This is a genomic window from Microbacterium tenebrionis, assembly GCF_020682665.1.
Classification (GTDB): domain Bacteria; phylum Actinomycetota; class Actinomycetes; order Actinomycetales; family Microbacteriaceae; genus Microbacterium; species Microbacterium tenebrionis.
Window position 1 is genome coordinate 579,858 of sequence record NZ_JAGTTM010000002.1, and the last position, 22,046, is coordinate 601,903.

Sequence of the window (22,046 nt, forward strand, 5' to 3'; positions counted from 1 at the left end):
GTCCGGCGACAGGATTCCTTGGAGGGATCTGTCTTCTGGGACGTCCCAGTAAGTATTCGCGCGAGCTTCGTGGGCGCGCTTTCCGTATGGTCGCCGAGGTGCGATCCGATTATCCGAGCGAGTATGCCGCGATGACTGCGGTCGCGCAGATAGTCGGGATCGGATCGCCGGAAACGATCCGCACCTGGATCCGCCGGGAGCAGGTCGACGCCGGAGACCGTCCCGGTGTGAGGACTGACGCGACAGTGGAGATCAAGCGGCTCAAGCGTGAGGACGCCGAGTTGCGGCGGGCGAACGAGAGCTTGAAGGCGGCCTCCGCTTTCTTCGCGGCCGAACTCGACCGGCCACACAAGCGATAGTCGACTTCATCGACGAACACAACGACCGCGCCGACGGATCATTCTGACCACGTGACAGGCGCATCGGAAGGTGCTCGGGGCCCGCAAGCTCTGGCTGCGGTTGCGTCGCGACGGGCACGACATCGTCCGCCTACGACAACTCCCTCTCGGAGTCGCAGATCGGGCTCTACAAGTCCGACCTCATCCACCACAACGGGCCCCAGCACGACATCGACCAGGTCGAGGCGGCAACCCCGCCCTGCGTGCTCTGGTTTCCTGGGTGCTCTGGTTCAACACGGAGCGCACCCACAGCTCCATCGACGACGTCACACCATTCGAGGTCGAGTAGCTCGACCACGCTCGCAACGAACCGGTCACAAGAGCCGGCTGACACCAGCAAAACACTCTCCGGACATGCCCGGGCGAGTCACACCTTTTCAGTCTCCGGGGTGGGCGGTCTGGTCCGCGAGGAGACGAGCAGCCTCCGCAGCGTATGGTGCTTCCACTTGGACCTCGTAGTGGCCCGCCTCAAGGGTCTCCAGTGAGTCGAAGTCCCGTCGGCCGCCCGTAGCCAGGTGCCCAAGGAAGTAAAGCAAAGCGCCCCAAACTGCGCCAGAGGCGACCGAGATGATCACGATGGCCAGCCAACCGAATCCGGGGGCGAATAGCCCGAACAGCAGACCTAGCAGAACACCGAACCATGCTCCGACGGCTGCGCCCCGTAGCGCGGCCTTTCCTCCTGTCAAGCGACCGAGTACCTGCTCTACAACACGAACGTCGAGCCCCACGATCGCCACTCGTTCCACAGCGAAACCGGCGTCGGAAAGACGGTCAACCGCTGCCTGCGCACTGGCGTAGTCAGAGAACCGCGCGATCGTTTGTTTCCAGCGGGGGTCATTGGTGGACGAGAACTCACTAGCGTCCTGTTTCGGAGGATTGTTAACGTCCTGTTCCGGAGGATTGTTGCGAGGGGCCTCGGGGTTGGTCATGGACTACTCCTTTAGCGAGAACTGGATGAACTTTTGCCCTTGTTTGCTTTCGGCGCGTGCCGCGAACGAGAAGCATCGAGTTGGTTTGTTCTGTGCCCTACACCCGCGGCATGTTCTATGTCGGTGTGGGGCTTGTCGTCTGGCTAACTTTGGCTCGTCGATGGATCTACGGCCGGGCGTTGCTCCTGAGTCGAGTCCTGACTCAGGACCTGAATCTTGCGGGGTTTTGCCTTTTCGCTTACTGGGATGACCAGGCTGAGCACGCCGTTGTCGTACGAGGCGGAGATGTTCGCCGAGTCCACACCCTCACCGATGCTGAACTGGCGGAGATAGGTACCCGCCGGTCGCTCCTGAACGAGCCACTTGGCTCCCTCGGTGCGGGGTACAGCGCGCTGGGCGCGGATGGTCAGCAGCTGACCGTCGACGTCGATGTCTACCGACTCCGGTTCGACCCCGGGCAGGTCGGCGGTGAGAATGTAACGGTCAGCTTCCCGGTACAGGTCGACCGGCATCACACGCGGTCCCGGACGGGACTGAAGCAGGCCGGACGCGAGGCGGTCGAGCTCGCTGAAAGGATCGAACGACATTGCCATGATGAATCTTTTCCTTTCCGTATGTGGGTCCTCGGGTCTATCCCGATGCCCTTAAATTAGCACTCTCCACGCGAGAGCGCCATCGTTTTTGACCCCTTCATCTGGTTATTTCTCGTACTACAATCTGCTTTCTTGGCGAAATCGTCATGCTGTCACCGCCGCCTCGGCGACGGCTCGCGCGAGTCGTTTGCCGATGAGGTGGTTCGTCGCCCGCACACGCCGGACGGTGACCCCCCTCATCCGCTCCACGATGCGCAGCACGGCTTCGGAGCGGAACTCGTCGAGGTCGCCCATGATGACGTCGATGGGGGCTTTGACACGGGCGATGTCGCTGAGCGTGGTCTGTGACTCGATGGAGTGCTGCAACGACTTGATGAACGGCTCCCAGTTGCGTTCAGTGATATCGACAGCTTTGGGGATGGGCAGCAGCCGCTGTACCAGCGCAGCATGCCGGAGGGTGAACTCCCGGTTCGTGCGGAGGTACTCGTAGAGCCGCAGGTAGAAGTCCATCCGTGCCCGCTCGATGACGTCCCCGATTTCGTGGGGTGCGAGATAGATAGGTGGGCTGACCATCACGAGCTTCGCGACTCGCTTTTGCCGCCGGGCGGCGTACCGGGCGCCGATGAGGGCGCCCATAGAGTGCCCGACCACAGTGAACGGCTCCCGCAGCCGCAGCGAGGCGACCGTCCGCTCGATAGCGGCGACATGGTCGGCCAGGGAGTAATCGGCCCACTCCGGGGCCGGCGACTCGCCGAAGCCGAGCAGGTCGATGGCGATGCACCGGTGGGTGCGCTCGAGCAGCGGGATCACGTGGTGAAACGTCACCGACGAGGACGCGATACCGTGCAGCAGCAGCACTGTCGGGCCCTCGCCGCGTTCCTCGGCGATGTGCAGCACCGGCATGCGGCGAAACCACCTCATCCGACGCAACGTCGAGCGGATCTTGCCCGCTACGCCCGCATGGGCCACCGGAGGATCCGCGGGTTCTCCCACGACTGCCGGGTTCGGGGTGGCGTGCGGCGTCAGGTGTCCCTGGATGTCGGGGCTCATGCGACCACCCGACTGTGACGACCCTCGTTCAGGTACTCGTGGATCTGCCGGACCACACTGGCGCCCTCACCCACAGCCGAGGTCATTCGCCTCACAGACCCGTGCCGCACATCGCCGATAGCGAAGACCCCGGGGATGGTGGTCTCCAACGAGAAGCGCGGGCTTCCTTCCGTCCGCGCGCCGGCCAGTTCCGCCTCCGCGCCGGTGAGGATGTACCCGTCGGGATCGCGTGCCACATCGACCTTCAATCCCGTCGTCGCCGGAGCGGCGCCGATGAAGACGAACACGTGCCCCACGGGGAGCTTCTCCAGCACGTCACCGTGACGGACTGTGACCGCTTCCAAATGGTTGCCGCCGTGCGCTTCCACGACCTCCGCGGACAGCAGAACGTTGATACGGGGGTGATGTTGGATCTGGTCCACCAGGTATCTGGACATTCCCGCTCCCAGGTCCGCGGCGCGCACCACAAGGTGCACACGGGAGGACGTGCGGGCAAGAAACAGTGCGGCCTGGCCGGCGGAGTTGCCGCCGCCCACAACAGCGACAGGTGTGTCTACGCAGATCCGCGCTTCCTGCGCTGTTGCCGCGTAGAACACGTTCGAGGTCTGGAACCGGTCCAGCCCCGCGGCGGGAAGCGAGCGGTATCGCACCCCGGTCGCAAGGACCACCACATCTGAGGTGACCTCCCTGCCATCTTCGAAGATCACCCGGAAGCGGTCCTCATCCTCCACGACCTCCTGGACCTTGGTCGGGATGTCCAACGTGGCACCGAACTTGCGCACTTGCAGGAGGCTGCGGTCGGCGAGCTCAGCGCCGGAGATTCCGGCCGGAAACCCCAGATAGTTCTCGATCTTCGCTGACGTTCCCGCCTGTCCGCCGGTGGCGACCGCGTCGCACAGGTAGACCGACAACCCATCGGAGGCTGCGTACACCGCCGCGGCAAGACCAGCCGGCCCAGCGCCGACGACCACCACATCGCAGGTTGCCGGCGGGGCGGGCGGGCGCATCCCCAACTCTTCGGCAAGCCGTGCCGGGGTGGCACCCAGGACGGTGCGTGAGCCGCCGAGGATCACCAGCGGGAAGTCGGCGACGGTGGCGCCGAGCTGTCGGACCAGCGCCTCCGCTTTCTCGTCCTCATCCAGGTCCACCAGCCGGTGGGGCAGCCGGTTTCGTGCGATGAAGTCCAGCAGATCCCGGGTCTGCGGGGAGAAGCAGGAGCCGACGATCCGCAGGCCCGCTCCCGCCCCGATGGCCAGGGAGCGGCGGATGAGGTAGGCCCGCAGGATGATCTCACCCAACAGCGGGTCCGAGGTGACGATGGCCTCCAGCTCATCGACGGGCACCTCCACCACCTCGGCGGCGCCGATGGCGGAGACGAATACGAAGGACGGCTGTCCTTCCAGCAGCCCGACATCCCCTACGAACCGGCCGCGGCCGTGCACCTCGACCGCCAACGGCTCATCGGAGTGACGCGGATCCGCCGCAAGTTCGGTGTCCGCCGTCAGCAGGTGCCCTTCCAGGACGACATAGAGGGAGGACGGGTGCTCGCCGGGCTGGATGAGAACCTCCCCGTCGGTGAGTGTGCGGCGCTGCCCTCGTACGAGCAGCACCGCGATCTGCTCGTCGCTGAGCCGCGGGAAGGCGCCGATGGTGTCAGGCGTCTCGGCCTGAGCGGCCTGGCTGCGGTTGGCGGCGGGCGTGTCACTCATATGTACGCTTCGTCCACGTAGCACCAGCTCCAGTTCTCCCCCAGCTCCAGCGACCGCACGATGGGGTGCCCCGCCGTGAGCGCATGCGTGCGGGCGTGCCGCATCGGGGAGGAGTCGCAGCACCCGACCTTACCGCAGGTGCGGCACATCCGCAGGTGCACCCAGGGCGTGCCGGCCGCCACGCAGTCCTCACATGAGCCGGGTGTCCGGGGACGGACCGGGCGGATGAGCGGGACGTGTGGGTCGACGTATCTCATGGGGCACCGGCGGCCGAGTCAGCCTTCTTCTGCAGCGCCTCGTCCACCCAACGCAGCAGCACGTCCGGCGGGGCGGCTCCGGATTGGCGGGAGAGCACGTTCCCTTGGTTGAGGATGAGCAGGGTCGGCACCGCCTGGACGGAGAACTTGCGGGCCGTCTCCGGCGCGGCGTCCACGTCCACTTTCACCAGCTTGAGCTTGCCGGCACGTTCCGTGGCGACCTTCTCGAGAGCAGGGCTGACCATCCGGCACGGTCCGCACCAGGTCGCCCACAAGTCCACGAGCACCACTTGCGGGGCCTGCTCGACCACCGCGGCGAAGTCCGCATCGCCCGCATCGACGATCCACGGCACGGCGCTCTTGCAGACGCCGCAGCGCGGATACCCCGACGCGGCGGCGGGGACTCGGTTCTTCTTCCCGCAGTTGGGGCAGGTGACAATCGCGCTCACGCCGTGTCCTCCTCTTCGGCGGGCGCTGCGACGTTGAAGACGAGGTCGCCGTCCTGCACGTCCAGAGTGACCGTCGACCCGTCCATCACCTGCCCGCTCAGCAGCGCACGACCCAGCCGGGTCTCGATCTCATGGCTGATGTAGCGTCGCAGCGGACGCGCACCATACACGGGGTCGTAGCCGCGGTCGGCGATGAGCTGGCGTGCCGCGGGCGTCAGCTCGATGCGGATCTGACGCTCGGCCAGCCGGGAGCGCAGCTCGGTGAACTGCAGCTCCACGATGTCCTGGATCTGTTCACGACCCAGCGGCGAGAACACCACGATGTCGTCCACCCGGTTGAGGAACTCGGGACGGAAATGGGCGCGCAGCTCACCGAGCACACGGTTTCGCACGTCGTCGGGGATCGCGCCGCCATCAGAGCCCAACAGGTGATGGGCACCGATGTTGGAGGTCATGATGATGATGGTGTTGCGGAAGTCGACGGTGCGTCCCTGGCTGTCGGTGATGCGGCCGTCGTCGAGGACCTGCAGCAGCGTGTTGAACACGTCCGGGTGCGCTTTTTCGATCTCGTCGAAAAGGACCACGCTGTACGGGTGACGGCGCACCGCCTCGGTCAGCTGCCCTCCCTCGTCGTACCCGACATACCCGGGAGGTGCACCGACGAGCCGGCTGACGGTGTGACGTTCCTGGTATTCGCTCATGTCCAGCCGGACCATGGCGGACTCGCTGTCGAACAGTGCTTGCGCGAGCGCTTTGGCCAGTTCGGTCTTTCCCACTCCGGTGGGGCCGAGGAAGATGAACGAGCCGATGGGCCGGCGCGGGTCGCGGATGCCGGAGCGGGCACGGATAATCGCGTCGCTGACGAGCGTGATGGCCTCATCCTGACCGACCACCCGCTCCTTGAGGGTGGCGTCCAGGGTGAGGATCTTGTTGCGTTCACCTTCCTGCAGCCGGGCCACAGGGATCCCCGTCCACGCTGCGACGATCTCGGCGATCTCGTCCTCGGTGACCACCTCCCGCAGCAGCCGCTGCCCGCCTTGTTTGGAGGTGAGACGCTCCTCCTCGGCGCGCAGGCGTCGTTCCGCGTCAGCGATGGCCCCGTACCGCAGTTCAGCGGCACGGTTGAGGTCGTAGGAGCGCTCAGCTTCCTCCGCCTCCCGGCGCAGCCGCTCCAGCTCACTGCGCAGCTCCTGGACCTTGCGGATCGCTTGACGCTCCGCCTCCCACTGGGCGCGCTTGGAGTCCGCCTCCGCCTTCAGGTCGGTCAGTTCCCGGCGCAGCTCCTCCAGCCGTTTCTTGCTGGCAGGGTCCGTTTCCTTCGACAACGCCGCTTCCTCGATCTCCAGGCGGGTCACCCGCCGGGTCAGCTCGTCGAGCTCAGCGGGCATCGAGTCGATCTCGGTTCGCAGTCGCGCGCAGGCTTCGTCGATGAGGTCGATGGCCTTGTCGGGCAGGAACCGGTCGGAGATGTACCGGTGGGACAGCACGGCGGCAGCGACCAATGCGCTGTCCTGGATGCGGACACCGTGGAAGATCTCCAGCCGTTCGCGCAGGCCGCGGAGGATGGAGATCGCGTCCTCCACGTCGGGCTCCTCGACCATCACCGTCTGGAACCGGCGTTCCAGGGCAGCGTCCTTCTCGATGTGCTTGCGGTACTCATCGAGGGTGGTGGCACCGATGAGGTGCAGCTCCCCGCGGGCGAGCATCGGCTTGAGCATGTTGCCGGCGTCCATCGCCCCTTCGGTGGCTCCCGCCCCCACCAGGGTGTGCAGCTCGTCGATGAACAGCAGGATGCGTCCCTCCGCTGCCTTCACCTCCGCCAGTACTGCCTTCATTCGCTCCTCGAACTCGCCCCGGTACTTCGCGCCGGCGACCAGGGCAGACAGGTCCAGCGAGAACACGGTCTTGTCGCGAAGGCCCTCGGGCACGTCCTCACTCAAGATCCGCTGGGCAAGGCCCTCCACGATGGCGGTCTTTCCGACACCGGGCTCGCCGATGAGGACGGGGTTGTTCTTGGTCTTGCGGGAGAGGATCTGGATGACCCGGCGGATCTCCGCATCACGCCCGATGACCGGGTCAAGCTTGCCCAACCGGGCGTCAGCGACCAGGTCACGGCCGTACTTCTCCAACGCCTCGTACGTCTGCTCGGGGGTGGCGGAGTTGACGTGCTGGTTGCCGCGGATCTTGGTGAGCGCGCTGAGGAAGCTCTCCCGGGTGACACCGTGCCCGCGCAGCACGCGGGACGCGGCACGGTTGGAGGAGTCGTCGGCGAGGGCCAGAACGAGATGCTCCACGGAGATGTAGGAGTCTTTCAGCCGCTTTGCCTCCCGCTCCGCCCGTTCCAGGGTGGAGGTGAGGCTGCGGCTCAGGTACACCTGACCGGTCTGCGGGGAGGACCCGGAGACGCTGGGCTTGCGGGCGATCTCCGCTTCGACGTCGGCGCGTACCGCTTCCACGTCAGCACCCGCTGTCTGCAGCAGTCGGGGAACCAGCCCCTCCTCCTGCTGCAGCAGTGCGAGCAGGAGATGCTCCTCGTCCGTCTCGATCTGACCGGCCAGGACCGCGATGCTCTGGGCCGAGGTGAGCGCTTCCTGCGACTTCTGAGTGAGTGAGTTCATGTCCATGGGGTGTCTCCTTCAAGTCGGATGGTCCGGTGCTGCTCGAGCTGCTCGATGCGGGCGAGCAGGTCGAGCACGAGTGCGATGCCGGCGTAGTTGACGGCAAGATCGGAGTGCAGACGCACGATGGTGCGCACGCTGGCGGGGACGGTACGGGCGAACCACAGCCGGCCGCTGGTGTCGACGTGGGCGGTGACCAGCCCCAGCTCGACGAACTTCCGCAGCGTATCCGGGTGGATACCTGCGGCCACAGCGGTCGCCGCCAGGTCGGCCCGGGCGACACGGACGGGCAGGTGATGTGAGGTCATGATCCTCTCCTGGCATCAAACGACGATTCGTCGCGGAGCTGTTCGAACAGCTCCTTCTCCTTCTTGCTGAGAGTGCGCGGAACGACGACCTTCACCCGCGCATACAGGTCTCCCGGCTGTCCTGGGCGGGGCATCCCCTGCCCGCGCAGGCGGAGCCGCCTGCCCGTGGACGAGCCGGGCGGAACGTGCACGGTGACCGGGCCGCCGGGGGTGGGCACGCTGACATCCGCGCCCAGCGCCGCCTCCCACGGTGAGATGGGAAGGTCCGTTTCGATGTCCGCGCCGCTGAGCCGGTACCGCTTACTGTCCTTCACGCGCAGCGTGACCAGCAGGTCCCCGTCCTGTCCGTCGGCGCCCGCTCCGCCTGCACCCGCGATCCGCAGCCGCTGCCCGTCGACAGCGCCCGCTGGGATGTCGATGGTGTACTCCTGCGCGCCGCCGTACGGGGACGCGACCTGCACGGTGCGCCGCCCGCCCCGGTAGGCCTCCTCGACGGTGATCTCAAGCTCCGCGGTGTGGTCGGCGCCGCGACCGAAACCACCGAAGCCGCCCCCGAAGAGGTCCTCCCAGTTCACGCTCTGCGCGCCGCCCCCGCTCCACGTGTATCGGGTGCCGCCGCTGCGGCGCGGCTGCTCGGAGGAGCGAGCCGCGTCCGCGGCAGCGTACTGCCGGAAGTTCTCACCGAACCGGTCGTACTGTGAGCGGGTTTCCGGGTCCGACAGCACATCGTGGGCTTCGCTGATCCGTTTGAAGGTCTCCTCCGCCCCCGGGGTCTTGTTGACGTCCGGGTGGAACTTGCGGGCCTTCTCCCGGTAGGCGCGGCGGATCTCCTTCTGATCCGCCGACCGGGAGACCCCCAGCGCGCTGTAGAGATCCTCCGCCATCTCCTACTCCTCATCCGGTCTGCGGGTGACCACGACCGCAGCCGGTCGCAGCATCCGCTCAGGCGTTCCGAACCCGGGGCGAGTGACGGCGAGGATGCTGCGCGGCGGGACGCTGGCATCCTCGACGACGGAGACCGCCTCGTGCAGCTGCGGGTCGAACTCCGCACCGTCGATGACAATCTCGGGGTACCCGAGTGCGCGCAACGCATCAGCGGCCTGCGCCCGGACGGCCTGCATGCCGCCCAGAACGCCCTCGTCAAGGTCCACCCCGAAGCTGAGCGCTCGGTCCAGACCGTCGACGACGGGCAAGAAGGCTTTGGCGGTGTGCCGCCGCTCCTGCTCGCGGACGGTCTCGATCTCGCGCGCCATCCTTTTGCGGAGGTTGTCGTAGTCCGCCGCCGCCCGGCGCCACCGGTCCTCGGCCGTCTCCAACTGGGCAGCGAGCGCTGCCTGCGCGGCGCGGATCTCCTCCGGGGACACGTCGGTGAGGTCGTCGTTCAGCAGGTCCACGGCCCGCGCGTCCTCGTTCTGCTCCTCGACCATCGCGATCCTCCCTCCGTGCTACTTGTCGAATTCGGCGTCGACGACGTCGTCTTCGTCGTCCTGAGCGGGCTGCTCAGCGTGGCTGGCGTTCGCGCGGGCCGCAGCAAGGGACTGCGCAACCTGCAGCAGCTCGCCGGTGCGCTCTTTCGCTTCCTGCTCGCCGACGTTGTTCTGCACTGCCTCGCGGGCCTGCGTGATGAGCAGCTCCGCGCGGGCACGCTCGTGCTCCGGCGCAGCGTCGCCGAGCTCACGCAGCACCCGCTCGACCTGGTAGGCGGCGGAGTCCAGCTCGTTGCGGGCGTCGACGGCCTGCCGCAGCGCCTGGTCGTCAGCACGGTGCTGCTCGGCTTCCTTGATCATCCGGTCGATCTCGCCCTGGTCCAGATTCGAGGTGTCGCTGATGGTGATGCCCTGCTCGGTGCCGGTGTCCTTGTCCTTCGCCGTCACGTGCAGGATGCCGTTCGCGTCGATGTCGAAGGTGACCTCGACCTGCGCCTCACCGCGAGGAGCGGGGCGGATGCCGGTGAGCTGGAACCGACCCAGCACCCGGTTGTCTGCGGCGTTCTCCCGCTCGCCCTGCAGGACGACGATGTCCACCGACGGCTGGTTGTCTTCGGCCGTGGAGAACACCTCGCTGCGTCGGGCGGGGATGGTGGTGTTGCGTTCGATGATCTTCGTCATCACGCCACCGCGGGTCTCCACACCCAGCGACAGCGGGGTGACATCCAGCAGCAGCACGTCGTCGACGTCGCCCTTGAGGACGCCCGCCTGGATGGCGGCTCCCACAGCGACCACCTCATCGGGGTTCACCGTCATGTTCGGGTCCTTGCCGCCGGTGAGCCGCTTCACGAGCGCTTGGACCGCGGGGATGCGGGTGGAACCGCCCACGAGGATGACCTCGTCGATATCGTTCTCGCTGACCTTCGCGTCGGCCATCGCCTGACGCACCGGACCGAGGCACCGCTCAACGAGGTCAGCGGTGAGGTCTTCGAACTTGGACCGCTTCACGGTCATGGTGAGGTGCTTGGGACCGCTGGCGTCGGCGGTGATGAAGGGCAGGCTGACCTGGGTCTGGGACACCGAGCTGAGCTCGACCTTCGCCTTCTCGGCCGCCTCGAACAGTCGCTGCAGCGCCTGCGGGTCGTTGCGCAGGTCGATGCCGTTCTCTTTCTTGAACTCTTCGGCAAAGTAGTCCACCAGGCGGCGGTCGAAGTCGTCGCCGCCCAGGTGGGTGTCACCGGCGGTGGATCGCACTTCGACGACCCCGTCGCCCACGTCGAGGAGGCTGACATCGAACGTGCCGCCACCGAGGTCGAACACCAGGATGGTCTCGTGGTTCTTCTTGTCCATTCCGTACGCCAGTGCGGCGGCGGTGGGCTCGTTGATGATGCGCAGCACCTCAAGCCCGGCGATGCGTCCGGCGTCCTTGGTCGCGGTGCGTTGGGCGTCGTTGAAGTACGCGGGAACGGTGATGACAGCCTCGGTCACTTTCTCACCGAGGAACTTGCTGGCGTCGTCGACGAGCTTGCGCAGCACCTGGGCGCTGATCTCCTCCGGCGCGTACTGCTTGCCGCGGATGTTGAACCGTGCTTCGCCGTTGGGGCCTTCAACGACGTCGAACCCGACGGCGTTGGCTTCCTCCTTGATCTCGTCGAAGGACCGGCCGATGAACCGCTTGGCGGACGAGATGGTGCCCTTCGGGTTGAGGATGCTCTGCCGGCGGGCAAGCTGCCCCACCAGCCGTTCACCGTCCTCGGTGAAAGCGACCACCGACGGGGTAGTGCGGGCTCCCTCCGCGTTCGGGATGACCTTCCCCTCGCCGGCCTCCCAGACGGCGATAACGGAGTTCGTGGTCCCCAGATCGATTCCTACTGCCTTGGCCATGATGGTTGTTCCTTTCTTGTCACGTGAGACACGTTTCAGGGGTCGTCAAAGAGCGCCAGGATCGACGCAGGCGCAGGGCTGATTGCCCAGAGTCAGGAAGCAGGCTGCTTCAGGGGGATCCTTCTGGACGGCGCGCTGCTCGATGGGCGTCACCACCCGCAGGCGCCTAGGTCGCGACTGGCGGTGACGCTGTCGATGCCGGGCGCCAGTCCCAGCGGCCGCATGAATTGCCCGTGGGGGGCGTTCGGCGGTGAACCACTTCGCGCCGGCGGTCGCGGACTGGGCCGCTCACCGCGCGGACGGTGAGCGGCTGGCCGCCCACGAAGCTCGATGGACTCCGACATCGAGCGCGGATCCATCTGCTCAGCGATGCTCAGGTCCGCACTTGAGGTCGCCATCTCACCACCTCCACATTTACGCTGAGTCGCTGAACCACCGTGCGGCGCATCGTCTCGCGCTGCCCGGCCGGGCATCGGCCGAGTCCGCGAGACGAAACTCGTTCTGTTGCCAGCATGGACCCCACGTAGACATTACGCAAGGCATTTGCCTGACGAACGGGGCCTGACCCGCTTTTCCGAGCCGGAATCGCTTCAGTCTGGGTTCGAGTCCCAGTGGGGGTGCCGACCGCCGAGAACGCAGAAACCGCCCTCTCCCCTGCGGGGGAGGGCGGTTTCTGCGTTGTCGGGCTCTACTTCGAAGCAGCCTTCGCCGCCTCGGCGGCCGAGACGGCGGGCTTCGCGGGAGCCTTCTTCGCCGGAGCCTTCTTCACAGGGGGCTTCTCGGCTGCGGGCTTCTCGGCGGGCTTCGCTGCGGGAGCGGCATCGGCCGCCGGGCGCGGACGCGCGGCGAACTCCTCGAAGACGCGGCGCGGGTGCTGCACCGTCTCGAGGTTGACGAGGTCGCGCCCCAGCCACAGGTTGTTCCACCAGCCCCAGAGCACGCGCCACTTGCGCTCCCACGTCGGCATCGCGAGGCCGTGGTAGCCGCGGTGCGCGATCCAGGCGACGAAGCCCTTGAGCGCGAGGTTGCCCGACTGGAAGACACCGTTGTAGAGGCCCAGGCCCGCGACGGCGCCGAGGTTCTTGTGGAAGTAGTCCTTGGTCTCCTCGCCGCGCAGCACGGCGGTGAGGTTCTTGGCGAGGCGCTTGGCCTGGCGCACGGCGTGCTGAGCGTTGGGAACGCAGTACCCGCCGACGCCGCCGCCAGACAGGTCAGGGACGGCCGAGACGTCGCCGGCCGCCCACGCGCCTTCGACGAAGGCTTCCGCCGTGCCTACGCGCAGGTCGGCACGGGTCTGGATGCGGCCGCGCTCCTCTGCGGGAAGATCTCCGCCGCGCACGACGGTGGGGTTGGCCATGACGCCCGCGGTCCAGATGATGAGGTCGGTCGGGATGACCTCACCGGTGGAGAGTGCGACGTTGCCGCCCTCAGCGCCCTGCACCTGCGTATCGAGGTGCACGTACGCACCGCGCTTGGCGAGGTCCTTGAGCACCCACTCGCTGGTCTTCTGCGAGACCTCGGGCATGATGCGACCCATGGCCTCGATGAGGTGGAAGTGGGTGTCCTCGAAGCTGAGCTGCGGGTACTTGCCCACGAGCGACGAAGCGAGCGAGCGGAGCTCGGCGAACACCTCGATGCCGGCGAAACCGCCGCCGACGACGACGACGGTCAGCAGGCGGTCGCGCTCGGGTCCGGCGGGCAGAGCCGCGGCCTTGTCGAAGTTCGACATGAGCTTGTCGCGGACCGCGACGGCCTCTTCGATGGTCTTCAGCCCGATGGCGTTGTCGGCGATGCCGGGGATCGGGAAGGTGCGCGAGACGGCGCCCGCGGTGACGACGATCTGGTCGTACGCGAACTCGTACGGCTCGCCCAACGGCGGCGTGATCGTCGCGACCTTGTTCGCGTGGTCGATGCCGGTCACCTTGGCGGTGATGACGTTCGTGCGCCCCAGATGGCGGCGGTGCGCCACGAGTGCGTGCCGGGCCTCGATCGAACCCGCCGCGACCTCGGGCAGGAACGGCTGATAGGTCATGTATGGAAGCGGGTCGACCATGGTGACCTCGGCCTCGCGCTTGCGGAGGTGCTTCTCGAGCTTCCACGCCGTGTAGAAGCCTGCGTAACCGCCACCGACGATCAGAATCTTGGGCACGCTGTTGTTCACGGTCACAGTGCTGTTCTCAGGCACAGAAGGACAACTCCTCGTCAGGCTGCTGGCGTGCTTTGCTTGCGCGCCGATCGAATACGCCGGGCAGCTGCGGTGACGCCTAGCCCTACAAGAATACCAGGGACTGTGAGCACGATGAGCGGCAGGGTACCGTACCGCAGTGAATCGATGCTCGGAACGAGCGGGGAACCCGCCTCGGACGGCGGATCCGCTGCCGGGAGCGGGGCGACCTGGACGGGCGTGACCTCGGGCTCCGGAGCCGGTGCGACGTCGGCACGGCGGTAGAGGCGCACCCATTCGGCGAGATCGCCCATCGGGTTCTCGTCGACGTGCGCGACGGATGCCTCGACCGCGGCTGCCGCGTCGAGCAGCCCGTACCCGTAGAGCGGGTCGGGAAGCTGCTCGACGCCCTCGACGGGGATCGCGGTCTTGATGATCCGGTTGATGACGTTCGCGGCATCCAGTTCGGGATGGGCCGCGCGCACGAGCGCGGCCGCGCCGGCGACGATCGGTGCTGCGCCGCTCGTACCACGCCACCGCGCCAGTTCGCCGTCGGCCGACACGCCGATCAGCCCCTCGCTGGGCGCCGCGATGCCGATCGTGATGCCCTGCGTCGACGCCTCGACGCTCGCGGTGCCGGTCTGGTCGACGCCGCCGACCGTCAGGACACCCGGGATCGTCGCAGGAGCACCGATCATCGACGTGCCGCTGCCGCGGTTGCCGGCGGCGACGACGACCACGACATCGTGCTCGTAGGCGTACAGGAACGCGTCGTCCCAGCTCTCATCCCAGTCGAGGGTGTTCGTCGTGAACGACATGTTGATGATGTCGGCCCCGTTGTCGACCGCCCAGCGGATGCCGTCGGCGACCTGATCGACGAACGGCACGGATGCCGCGGCGCCGAAACCGATCGAGACGGACAGCAGGTCCGCCTCCGGGGCGACGCCGATCATGCCCGAGCCGTCGGCCTTGCCTCGACCGGCGGCGAGGGATGCGACCCACGAGCCGTGGTCGCGGTCGACGACTCCCACCGGCGAGCGCCCGTCGGGTGAGCCGCTGCCCGACACGTCGGTGCCGCCGACGACGGCGTCCCCGAATGCGGAGGGCGCTTTGCCGATCCCCGTGTCGATGACGGCGATCGTCACGCCCTTGCCCCGTGTGGTCTGCCACGCCTCGCGGATGCCCGCGCCGTCGAGCCAGTACTCCAGGGCACGGACAGGATCGGTCGGGTCGTCCGGGATCGGCGAGGTCGGCGACGGCGAAGGCGTCGGTGCGGCTGCGGTGAGCAGAATGGATGCCGCGACCCCCGCGGCTGCGACGGTGCCGCGCAGCATCGCCTTCCAGGTCATCGCGTCGCAGCCCCCGGGTCCTCGCACTGGCAGCGCTCGGGTGACCAGCTCGAGCGCTCGAGCGCGGCATCCCCGATGGGGTTGACTCCGGGGCCCGCGGCGAGCGCATGACCGGCGAGGGCATGCAGGCACTTGACGCGCGTCGGCATGCCGCCCGCGGAGATGCCGTCGAGCTCGGGAACCTCGCCGAACTGCGCGCGGTCGTGCAGGTACGCCTCGTGGGCAGTGCGGTAGGCGGCGGCGACGTCCTCGTCGTCAGCGAGCAGGGCGGCGAGCTCCGGCATGACCTGGGTCGCCTCGAGCGTCGACATGGCCGCGGTGGCCGCGGGGTGGGTCAGGTAGTAGAACGTGGGGAACGGCGATCCGTCGTCGAGTCGGGGACTCGTCGCGACGACGGTCGGGTTGCCGCACACGCATCGGGCTGCGATGCCGACGACGCCGCGGGCCTGACGGCCGAGCTGCGCCGACACGACGGCGATCTCGGCGTGCGTGGGCGGGGCGAAGGGAGGCGTCGTCACCGTCTCAGCCTACGGGAGGCGACCCTGGGAAACCCCGGACTACTCCGCCGGGGTCGCGTTCTGAGCGAGACCGGCGCCGGCGACGGACCGCAGCAGCTGGGGCATCCAATCGGCCGGCCGCTCCTCGAGCTCGTCACTCACCGGAGCCTGCTCCTGCGGGAGCGAGGCGGGGTCGAGGTCGTTGTCGACGAGATAGGTCACCTCGCCCGGCTTGACGTAGTACAGCCGCTCGCGCGCCTGCGTGGTGATGTAGGCCGGGTCGTCCCAGCGCTCGCGCACCTGCTCGAGAGCCTCGATCTCATCGGCGCTGACCTGAACGGACGCCTCGAGGGCCGCGATCTTCTGCCGCTGATCGATGTAGGTGCCCAGAGTCGGCACGAGCACCCACGCTCCGAGCACCACGAGCGAGAGCATGATGACCATGAAGCCGGACAGGCGGATGCCGGATGCCCAGTCCCGCACATCGACCTGAGGGCGACGCGAAGGGCGCGTCGGCGCCTGCACGGACGCCGCCTGCGCACGAGAAGGGGGAACCGGACGCCTGGTCATGGTTCCCCCTTCTGTCGTGCCTACGTGCGGGCGTTCAGTGCCTCAGTTCGACGGCCTCAGCCCTGGAACCGGGGGAACGCCGAGCGACCGGCGAACACGGCGGCGTCCGCGAGGTCCTCCTCGATACGCAGAAGCTGATTGTACTTCGCGACGCGCTCGGACCGTGCGGGCGCACCGGTCTTGATCTGACCCGCGTTCGTGGCGACCGCGAGGTCGGCGATCGTGGTGTCCTCGGTCTCGCCCGAGCGGTGCGAGAGCATCGCGGTGTAGCCGGAGCGCTGGGCGAGGCTGACCGCGTCGAACGTCTCGGTGAGCGTTCCGATCTGGTTCACCTTGACCAGCAGTGAGTTGGCGACACCGCGCTGGATGCCGTCGGCGAGACGCTGCGGGTTGGTGACGAACAGGTCGTCGCCGACGAGCTGCACCTTGGAGCCGAGCGCCTCGGTGAGGAGCTTCCAGTTGTCCCAGTCGTCCTCGGCGAGGGCGTCCTCGATCGTGACGATCGGGAAGTCTCTGACCAGACCCTGGTAGTACTCGATGAGCTCGGGGCCGCTCCAGTCCTTGTTGTCGAGGCGGTACACGCCGTCGGAGAAGAACTCGGTGGCGGCGACGTCGAGACCCAGGGCGATGTCCTTGCCCGGGGTGAAGCCGGCCTTCTCGATCGCCTTGATGAGGAACTCGAGGCCCTCTCGGTTGCTGGGCAGGTCGGGGGCGAATCCACCCTCGTCGCCGAGACCGGTCGCGTAGCCGGCGGCCTTCAGCTCGCTGCGGAGCACGTGGTAGGTCTCCACGCCCCAGCGCAGCGACTCCGAGTAGGTCTCGGCGCCGATCGGGGCGAGGAAGAACTCCTGCATGTCGATGCCGTTGTCGGCGTGCTCGCCGCCGTTGATGACGTTGAACAGCGGAACGGGCAGGACGTGCGCGTTGGGGCCGCCGAGGTAGCGGTACAGCGGCAGGTCCGCGCTGTCTGCTGCGGCCTTGGCGACCGCGAGGCTGACGCCGAGGATGGCGTTCGCGCCCGTGCGCTGCTTGTTGTCTGTGCCGTCGGTCTCGTTGAGGATCTCGTCGACGATGCGCTGCTCACTCGCCTCGACGCCCTCGATAGCAGGTCCCAGCTCGTCGATGACGGCCTCGACGGCCTTCAGGACGCCCTTGCCGCCGTAGCGGGACTTGTCGCCGTCGCGGAGCTCGTATGCCTCGAAGGCTCCGGTCGATGCGCCGGAGGGAACGGCTGCCCGCTGGACGATGCCGTCATCGAGGAGCACCTCCACCTCGACGGTCGGGTTGCCGCGGGAGTCGAGAATCTCGCGTGCGCCTACAGCCTCGATGAGTGCCACGTATGTGCTCCTTGATCAGAGAGAGGATGGTGGTGGAGCGTCGTCGATCCGATCCCAGTCTAGTGCGGGGGCGGTGCGGCGCACATGCCGGTTGCGCTGGGCGTCATCCGCTGCTCAACGCACGACCGCGATGGCGACGCCGTCCCAGCCCTTCGCGCCCACCGTCTGCAGGGCCGTCGCCTCGAACCGAGGGTCCTCGCCCAGCATCCGCAGCCCGTCACGCGTGCCGGTCACGCGGGGATCGTCGGAGTCCTCGCGCACGATCTCGCCCTCGCGGCCGATGTTGTCCACGATGACCACGGTGCCGGGATGCCCGAGCCGGGCCGCCCAGTCGAGGTAGATCGTGTTCGACTCCTTGTCGGCGTCGATGAACACCAGGTCGAAGGCCGGCCCGCCCTCGAGCGTCGGCAGCACCTCGGCGCCGCGGCCGATGCGGATCGCGACCCGGTCGCCGACGCCGGCCGCGTCGAGGTTCGCCCGGGCGACCGCGGCATTGCCCGGTTCCGCCTCGATCGAGACCACCGCGCCGTCGGCGCCGACGGCGCGCGCCAGCCAGATCGTCGAATACCCGCCCAGCGTGCCGATCTCCAGCACTCGGCGCGCGCCGGAGATCGTGACGATCAGGTGCAGCAGCTTGCCGACGACCGGGGCGACCTCGATGGCCGGGAGCCCGGCGGCGCGCTGCGCGGCGAGCGCACCCTCGAGCTGCGGGTCGTGCCCCACGAGCATCTCGGAGAGGAACTCGTCGGTGCGGCGCCAGTTCTCGGGTGTGGATTCGGCCATGCCCCCCACACAACCGCGCCGCACGTCGGGCGTCAAGCGATCGGTGGATCCTCGACCAGCGGGCTCGTCGAATCGCGCAGCACGAGCGTGGGTGTGACGACCTCTCTCCGTGTCTCGCCGTCGGCGAGCATGTCGGCGAGCTGGCGCAGTGCGAGCGCCCCCATCGCCCGGCGCGGCTGATCGACGGTGGTGATGGCCGGCCGCACCTGGGCGGCGAGATCGAGGTTGTCGTAGCCGGCGACGCTGAGCCGCCCCGGCACGTCGACGCCGGCGTCGACCGCACGACCGATGAGGTCGACGGCGATGCGGTCGTTGGCGCAACACACGGCCGTCGCGGCGTCGGCCTCCCCCGCCGCCACCGCGTCGACGAGCTCCGTCGCCGTCGGGATCACCCGCACGTGCGCGCCGAGGCCGAGCTCCGCCATCGTCCTCTCGTACGACTCGCGCCGCGCGACGGCCGCCGGGCGCGGCGACCCCGGCAGATGGGCGATGCGCCGGTGCCCCAGTGCGACGAGGTGGTGCACGGCGAGCCGCATGCCCATCCGGTCGTCGTTCGACACCTGTCCCGCACCGTCGGGCAGATCGACCGGGCGGCCGACGACCACGAGCGGGAGGCGCGCGGCGAACTCGCCGATCATCGCGGAATCGGCCTGGCCCGAGACGATGACGATCCCGTCCGGCCCCAGCGACATCAGCCGCTCCAGCCGCCCGCGCAGCGCGCCCCGGTCGCGGCGGCCGTCGCCGATGACGACGGCCATGCCGTTCTCCTCGGCCGCATCCTCGACACCGTGCACGACGTCGGTGTGATACCCGCTGCGCAGGTCGTCGACGAGCACGACGACGCTCTGGCTGCGGCCGCGCACGAGCGATCGCGCCCAGGGATTCGATCGGTATCCCAGCCGGTCGGCGGTGTCGAGGATGCGGGCGCGCGTCTCCGCCCGTACGCCGGGGTCTCCCCGCACGGCGAGCGAGACGAGCGATTTCGACACTCCGGCCGCCGCGGCGACGTCGAGGATCGTCGGACGGCGTCCTGTCTGCGTGTTCACGATCCCGTCCTATCAACGCTTGGAGCGTTCCAAATGCTTCCAGCTGGAGCGTTCCACATCCGTTCATCCAGCGGTGCCCGTGCGTACATTGCGACTTCCTAGCTTCGATGTCGAACACCCCGAACGAGAAGAGCCGACGTGTCCGACCTCCCCCTGTCCCTGCGCCGCGCCCCGCGAGCACTGCTGCTCGACTTCGGCGGCGTGATCTTCCAGACCCGCAAGCGCATCGAGGGACGCGACGACTTCGCCGCCTCCCTCGTCGCCAGGGCGGAGCGCGCCGGGCGCCGCATCGACGTCGTGACCGTGCGCGCATCGCTGGATGCCGCGCTCACGGCCCTCGGCCACTGGAAGCACGCATCCAGCCGGCGGCTCGAGCCGCGCGAGATGACGCACCGCGAGGTGGTCGGCGACTTCATCGCCGCCGATCTGCCCGCTCCGATCCGCGCCCTGCTCATCGCCGAGGCCGGCGAGGTACTCGAGGACATGAACATGCTCATCTCGGACCACGAGGTGCGCCCCGGCATCCCCGAGCTGCTCGCCCTCGCCGGGGAGCGGAACATCCCCCTCGGCATCGTCAGCAACGCGCACTCGGGCCGCAGCCACCGCCGCCTGCTCGCCGCCCACGGTCTCGCCGGCGCGTTCGCCGTGCAGGTGTACAGCGACGAGGTCGGCATGCGCAAGCCGCACCCGCGCATGATCGAGCTGGCCTCCGCGGCCCTCGGCGTCTCCCCGGCGGACGCCTGGTACGTCGGCGACACGCAGGACCGCGATGTCGTCGCGGGCCGCCGCGCCGGCGCCGGCGCCGTCGTGCTCACCGCGAGCAAGCACACCGACAACCCGCCCTTCGGCGTCGCCGACACCGCCGATGCCGTCTTCCCCACGCCCGAGGGCCTGTACGAGGCGCTCCGCGCCGCAGAGCCTCCGCTCGCCGCGGCTCCCGCCCCGGCCGCCGCGCCCCGCGACGACCGCACCGCGCTGCTCATCGACCACGGCGGCGTCATCTCGTCGTCGACGCCGGACGACGCGCTGCTCGACGCTTTCTGCGTCGACCTCGCCCGGTTGCTCGACGGCGACGACGAGCGCGTCGACGCCGTCCGCGCCCGTGGCCTCATCGCCGCCGGTCGAGCCCGGCACCGCGAGTTCAAGGCGCGCGAGCGCCTCTCGCCAGACGGCATCCGCGAGATGGACGCCACGACGTTCTGGCGCGACCTCGTCGGCGACGGCCTCTCGCCGCGCGCGCGGGCCGTGCTGGAGGCCGAGGCCCACGATCTGATGTTCCGATACGGCCGCGCGAAGAGCCGGCGCACCCTGCGCACCGGCATCCGAGCCCTCCTCGAGCAGTGCGCGGCCGACGGCACGACCGTCGTCGTCGTGTCGAACACCATCAGCGGCCGTGCCGTGCGCGCCGAGTGCGCGGCGCACGGCCTCGACCACCTCATCGCCGCCTACGTCTGCTCCGATGAGAACGGCTTCCGCAAGCCCGACCGGCGCATCGTCGACGAGGCGCTCCTCATCGCCGACGCCGCCCCCTCGCGCACCTGGTTCTTCGGCGACAAGCCGCAGAACGACGCGGCCGCGGCGCAGGCGCTCGACGTCGCGCGGCGGGTGCTCGTGCGCGGCGGCACCACCGACGACGACGCGCTGGACGCCGCTGCGGCCTCCGGGCTCGCGACCGATGTCGTCGACTCCGCGAGCGACCTCGCAGACCTCATGACCTCCGCTCGTGACGCCGTCGGCATCGCGATTCCGTGACACCTCGCCCTGAAGGAGACCGCACCATGACCGACACCACGAGCGACTACCGCCGCGAAGGAGCCCTGCGCGGCATCGGCTCGCCCGGCGGAGATCTCACCACGCCGCAGAAGCTGATGATCTTCGTGCTCTCGATGGCCCTGTTCGGGCTGGCGAACATCATCCTCGAGATCGTCCCCGATATCTCGATCGGCCCGATCGACGTCTCCGTCGCGTACTTCGTGTTCGTGCCGCTGACGATGGTCGCCCTGTTCAGCCCGTTCTGGGCGGCGCTGGGCGCGCCGATCGGCGAGATCATCTTCACCGACCTGCTCATGGGCGACTTCTCGGGCCTCAGCGAGGTCGAGGGCTTCATCCAGATGTTCCTCGCGCTGTACATCGCGGGAACGCTCATCCGCAACCCGCGCTCGCGCACGCAGATCTGGATCGGCGCGATCACCGTCGTCGTCATCGACAAGGTGCTCTCCGCCGTCGTCGATCTCTCCAAGGTGTGGATCGGCCTGGAGGACCCGGAGTTCGTCGAGGGCCTGCCCCAGTCGCTCCTGGCCATCGAGGGCATCGGCTTGGGCGTGGACATCATCATCAGCGGCATCCTGTTCGGCGCGATCCCCGCGATGTGGCTGATCCCCGCGCTGCACGGCCGCATCGAGCCGCTGCTGGGCGTGCGCCCCCGCGTGCCCGGCGAACCCATCCCGGGTGCCGCGCCGAAGGCGGGCTGGTTCGTCGCCGCCGCCGTGCTGCTGGCCATCGCGAGCTTCTTCTTCGCCTTCCTCGAGGCCTGGGACGTCTCGATCGGCTCGGTGGAGACCGACCTGCGCGGACAGTTCGGCGACGGCTTCCTCTGGGTGAGCGTCGGCGCGATCGTCGTCGCCGTCGGCGTCGCCGTGCTGCTGTTCCGCTCGCAGCGCAAGAAGCAGGGGAACTGA

General features: G+C 68.3%; 20 protein-coding genes and 1 pseudogene. 3 read left to right on the top strand and 18 right to left on the bottom strand.

Annotated features, from left to right (window positions below):
* Positions 1-35: 35 nt before the first annotated feature.
* Positions 36-385: pseudogene (locus KEC56_RS08130) on the top strand (IS3-like element ISMyma3 family transposase); the annotation flags it as partial.
* Between the two features lie 390 nt (positions 386-775).
* On the opposite strand, the gene KEC56_RS08135 reads toward KEC56_RS08130, so the two are convergent.
* The 18 genes from KEC56_RS08135 to KEC56_RS08220 all read right to left on the bottom strand — a co-directional run bounded on the left by KEC56_RS08135 (position 776) and on the right by KEC56_RS08220 (position 19,368).
* Positions 776-1,327 (bottom strand): YflT domain-containing protein, encoded by a 552-nt coding sequence (locus KEC56_RS08135; RefSeq protein WP_227530531.1) that lies wholly within the window; start codon positions 1,325-1,327, stop codon positions 776-778.
* 143 nt (positions 1,328-1,470) lie between these two features.
* The gene (locus KEC56_RS08140) at positions 1,471-1,920 is read right to left on the bottom strand and encodes an Hsp20/alpha crystallin family protein (protein WP_227530532.1); all 450 of its coding nucleotides are present in this window, start codon (positions 1,918-1,920) and stop codon (positions 1,471-1,473) included.
* Positions 1,921-2,064: 144 nt separating this feature from the next.
* Positions 2,065-2,970, bottom strand: coding sequence for an alpha/beta fold hydrolase (locus KEC56_RS08145; protein ID WP_227530533.1), 906 nt, complete (start codon positions 2,968-2,970; stop codon positions 2,065-2,067).
* Positions 2,967-4,679, bottom strand: coding sequence for an FAD-dependent oxidoreductase (locus KEC56_RS08150; RefSeq protein WP_227530534.1), 1,713 nt, complete (start codon positions 4,677-4,679; stop codon positions 2,967-2,969). The genes KEC56_RS08145 and KEC56_RS08150 overlap by 4 nt, the downstream gene beginning before the upstream one ends.
* Entirely contained in the window at positions 4,676-4,936 is a 261-nt protein-coding gene (locus KEC56_RS14025) for a UBP-type zinc finger domain-containing protein (RefSeq protein ID WP_175985811.1), read from the bottom strand. The genes KEC56_RS08150 and KEC56_RS14025 overlap by 4 nt, the downstream gene beginning before the upstream one ends.
* Complete coding sequence (gene trxA / locus KEC56_RS08160; RefSeq protein ID WP_179608802.1) at positions 4,933-5,385, bottom strand: thioredoxin; 453 nt, start codon at positions 5,383-5,385, stop codon at positions 4,933-4,935. The genes KEC56_RS14025 and trxA overlap by 4 nt, the downstream gene beginning before the upstream one ends.
* Positions 5,382-8,009, bottom strand: a complete 2,628-nt coding sequence (gene clpB, locus KEC56_RS08165; RefSeq protein WP_227530535.1) for an ATP-dependent chaperone ClpB — start codon at positions 8,007-8,009, stop codon at positions 5,382-5,384. The genes trxA and clpB overlap by 4 nt, the downstream gene beginning before the upstream one ends.
* Complete coding sequence (locus tag KEC56_RS08170; protein ID WP_175985808.1) at positions 8,000-8,311, bottom strand: chaperone modulator CbpM; 312 nt, start codon at positions 8,309-8,311, stop codon at positions 8,000-8,002. Before KEC56_RS08170 ends, clpB begins: the two co-directional genes overlap by 10 nt.
* The gene (locus KEC56_RS08175; protein ID WP_227530536.1) at positions 8,308-9,195 is read right to left on the bottom strand and encodes a DnaJ C-terminal domain-containing protein; all 888 of its coding nucleotides are present in this window, start codon (positions 9,193-9,195) and stop codon (positions 8,308-8,310) included. Before KEC56_RS08175 ends, KEC56_RS08170 begins: the two co-directional genes overlap by 4 nt.
* A gap of 3 nt (positions 9,196-9,198) precedes the next feature.
* Entirely contained in the window at positions 9,199-9,738 is a 540-nt protein-coding gene (locus KEC56_RS08180) for a nucleotide exchange factor GrpE (protein ID WP_227530537.1), read from the bottom strand.
* A gap of 18 nt (positions 9,739-9,756) precedes the next feature.
* Positions 9,757-11,622: a molecular chaperone DnaK gene (gene dnaK, locus KEC56_RS08185; RefSeq protein ID WP_227530538.1), complete on the bottom strand. Its 1,866-nt coding sequence runs from the start codon at positions 11,620-11,622 to the stop codon at positions 9,757-9,759.
* A 688-nt stretch (positions 11,623-12,310) separates the two neighbouring features.
* Positions 12,311-13,771 (bottom strand): NAD(P)/FAD-dependent oxidoreductase, encoded by a 1,461-nt coding sequence (locus tag KEC56_RS08190; protein ID WP_227530717.1) that lies wholly within the window; start codon positions 13,769-13,771, stop codon positions 12,311-12,313.
* 53 nt (positions 13,772-13,824) lie between these two features.
* Positions 13,825-15,135, bottom strand: coding sequence for a S8 family serine peptidase (locus KEC56_RS08195; RefSeq protein WP_227530539.1), 1,311 nt, complete (start codon positions 15,133-15,135; stop codon positions 13,825-13,827).
* Positions 15,132-15,653 (bottom strand): DUF501 domain-containing protein, encoded by a 522-nt coding sequence (locus KEC56_RS08200; protein ID WP_227530540.1) that lies wholly within the window; start codon positions 15,651-15,653, stop codon positions 15,132-15,134. The genes KEC56_RS08195 and KEC56_RS08200 overlap by 4 nt, the downstream gene beginning before the upstream one ends.
* 39 nt (positions 15,654-15,692) lie before the next feature.
* Positions 15,693-16,202 carry an FtsB family cell division protein gene (locus KEC56_RS08205; RefSeq protein ID WP_227530541.1) on the bottom strand — a complete coding sequence of 170 codons (510 nt, stop codon included), beginning with the start codon at positions 16,200-16,202 and terminating at the stop codon, positions 15,693-15,695.
* A 56-nt stretch (positions 16,203-16,258) separates the two neighbouring features.
* A complete protein-coding gene (gene eno / locus KEC56_RS08210) occupies positions 16,259-17,539 on the bottom strand; it encodes a phosphopyruvate hydratase (RefSeq protein ID WP_227530542.1) in 1,281 nt (426 codons plus the stop codon).
* 114 nt (positions 17,540-17,653) lie between these two features.
* Positions 17,654-18,322, bottom strand: a complete 669-nt coding sequence (locus tag KEC56_RS08215; protein ID WP_227530543.1) for an O-methyltransferase — start codon at positions 18,320-18,322, stop codon at positions 17,654-17,656.
* Between the two features lie 32 nt (positions 18,323-18,354).
* A complete protein-coding gene (locus KEC56_RS08220; RefSeq protein ID WP_227530544.1) occupies positions 18,355-19,368 on the bottom strand; it encodes a LacI family DNA-binding transcriptional regulator in 1,014 nt (337 codons plus the stop codon).
* Between the two features lie 138 nt (positions 19,369-19,506).
* On the opposite strand from KEC56_RS08220, the gene KEC56_RS08225 reads away from it, so the two are divergent.
* Complete coding sequence (locus KEC56_RS08225) at positions 19,507-21,120, top strand: HAD family hydrolase (RefSeq protein ID WP_227530545.1); 1,614 nt, start codon at positions 19,507-19,509, stop codon at positions 21,118-21,120.
* A 26-nt stretch (positions 21,121-21,146) separates the two neighbouring features.
* Entirely contained in the window at positions 21,147-22,046 is a 900-nt protein-coding gene (locus KEC56_RS08230) for a DUF8171 family membrane protein (RefSeq protein ID WP_227530546.1), read from the top strand.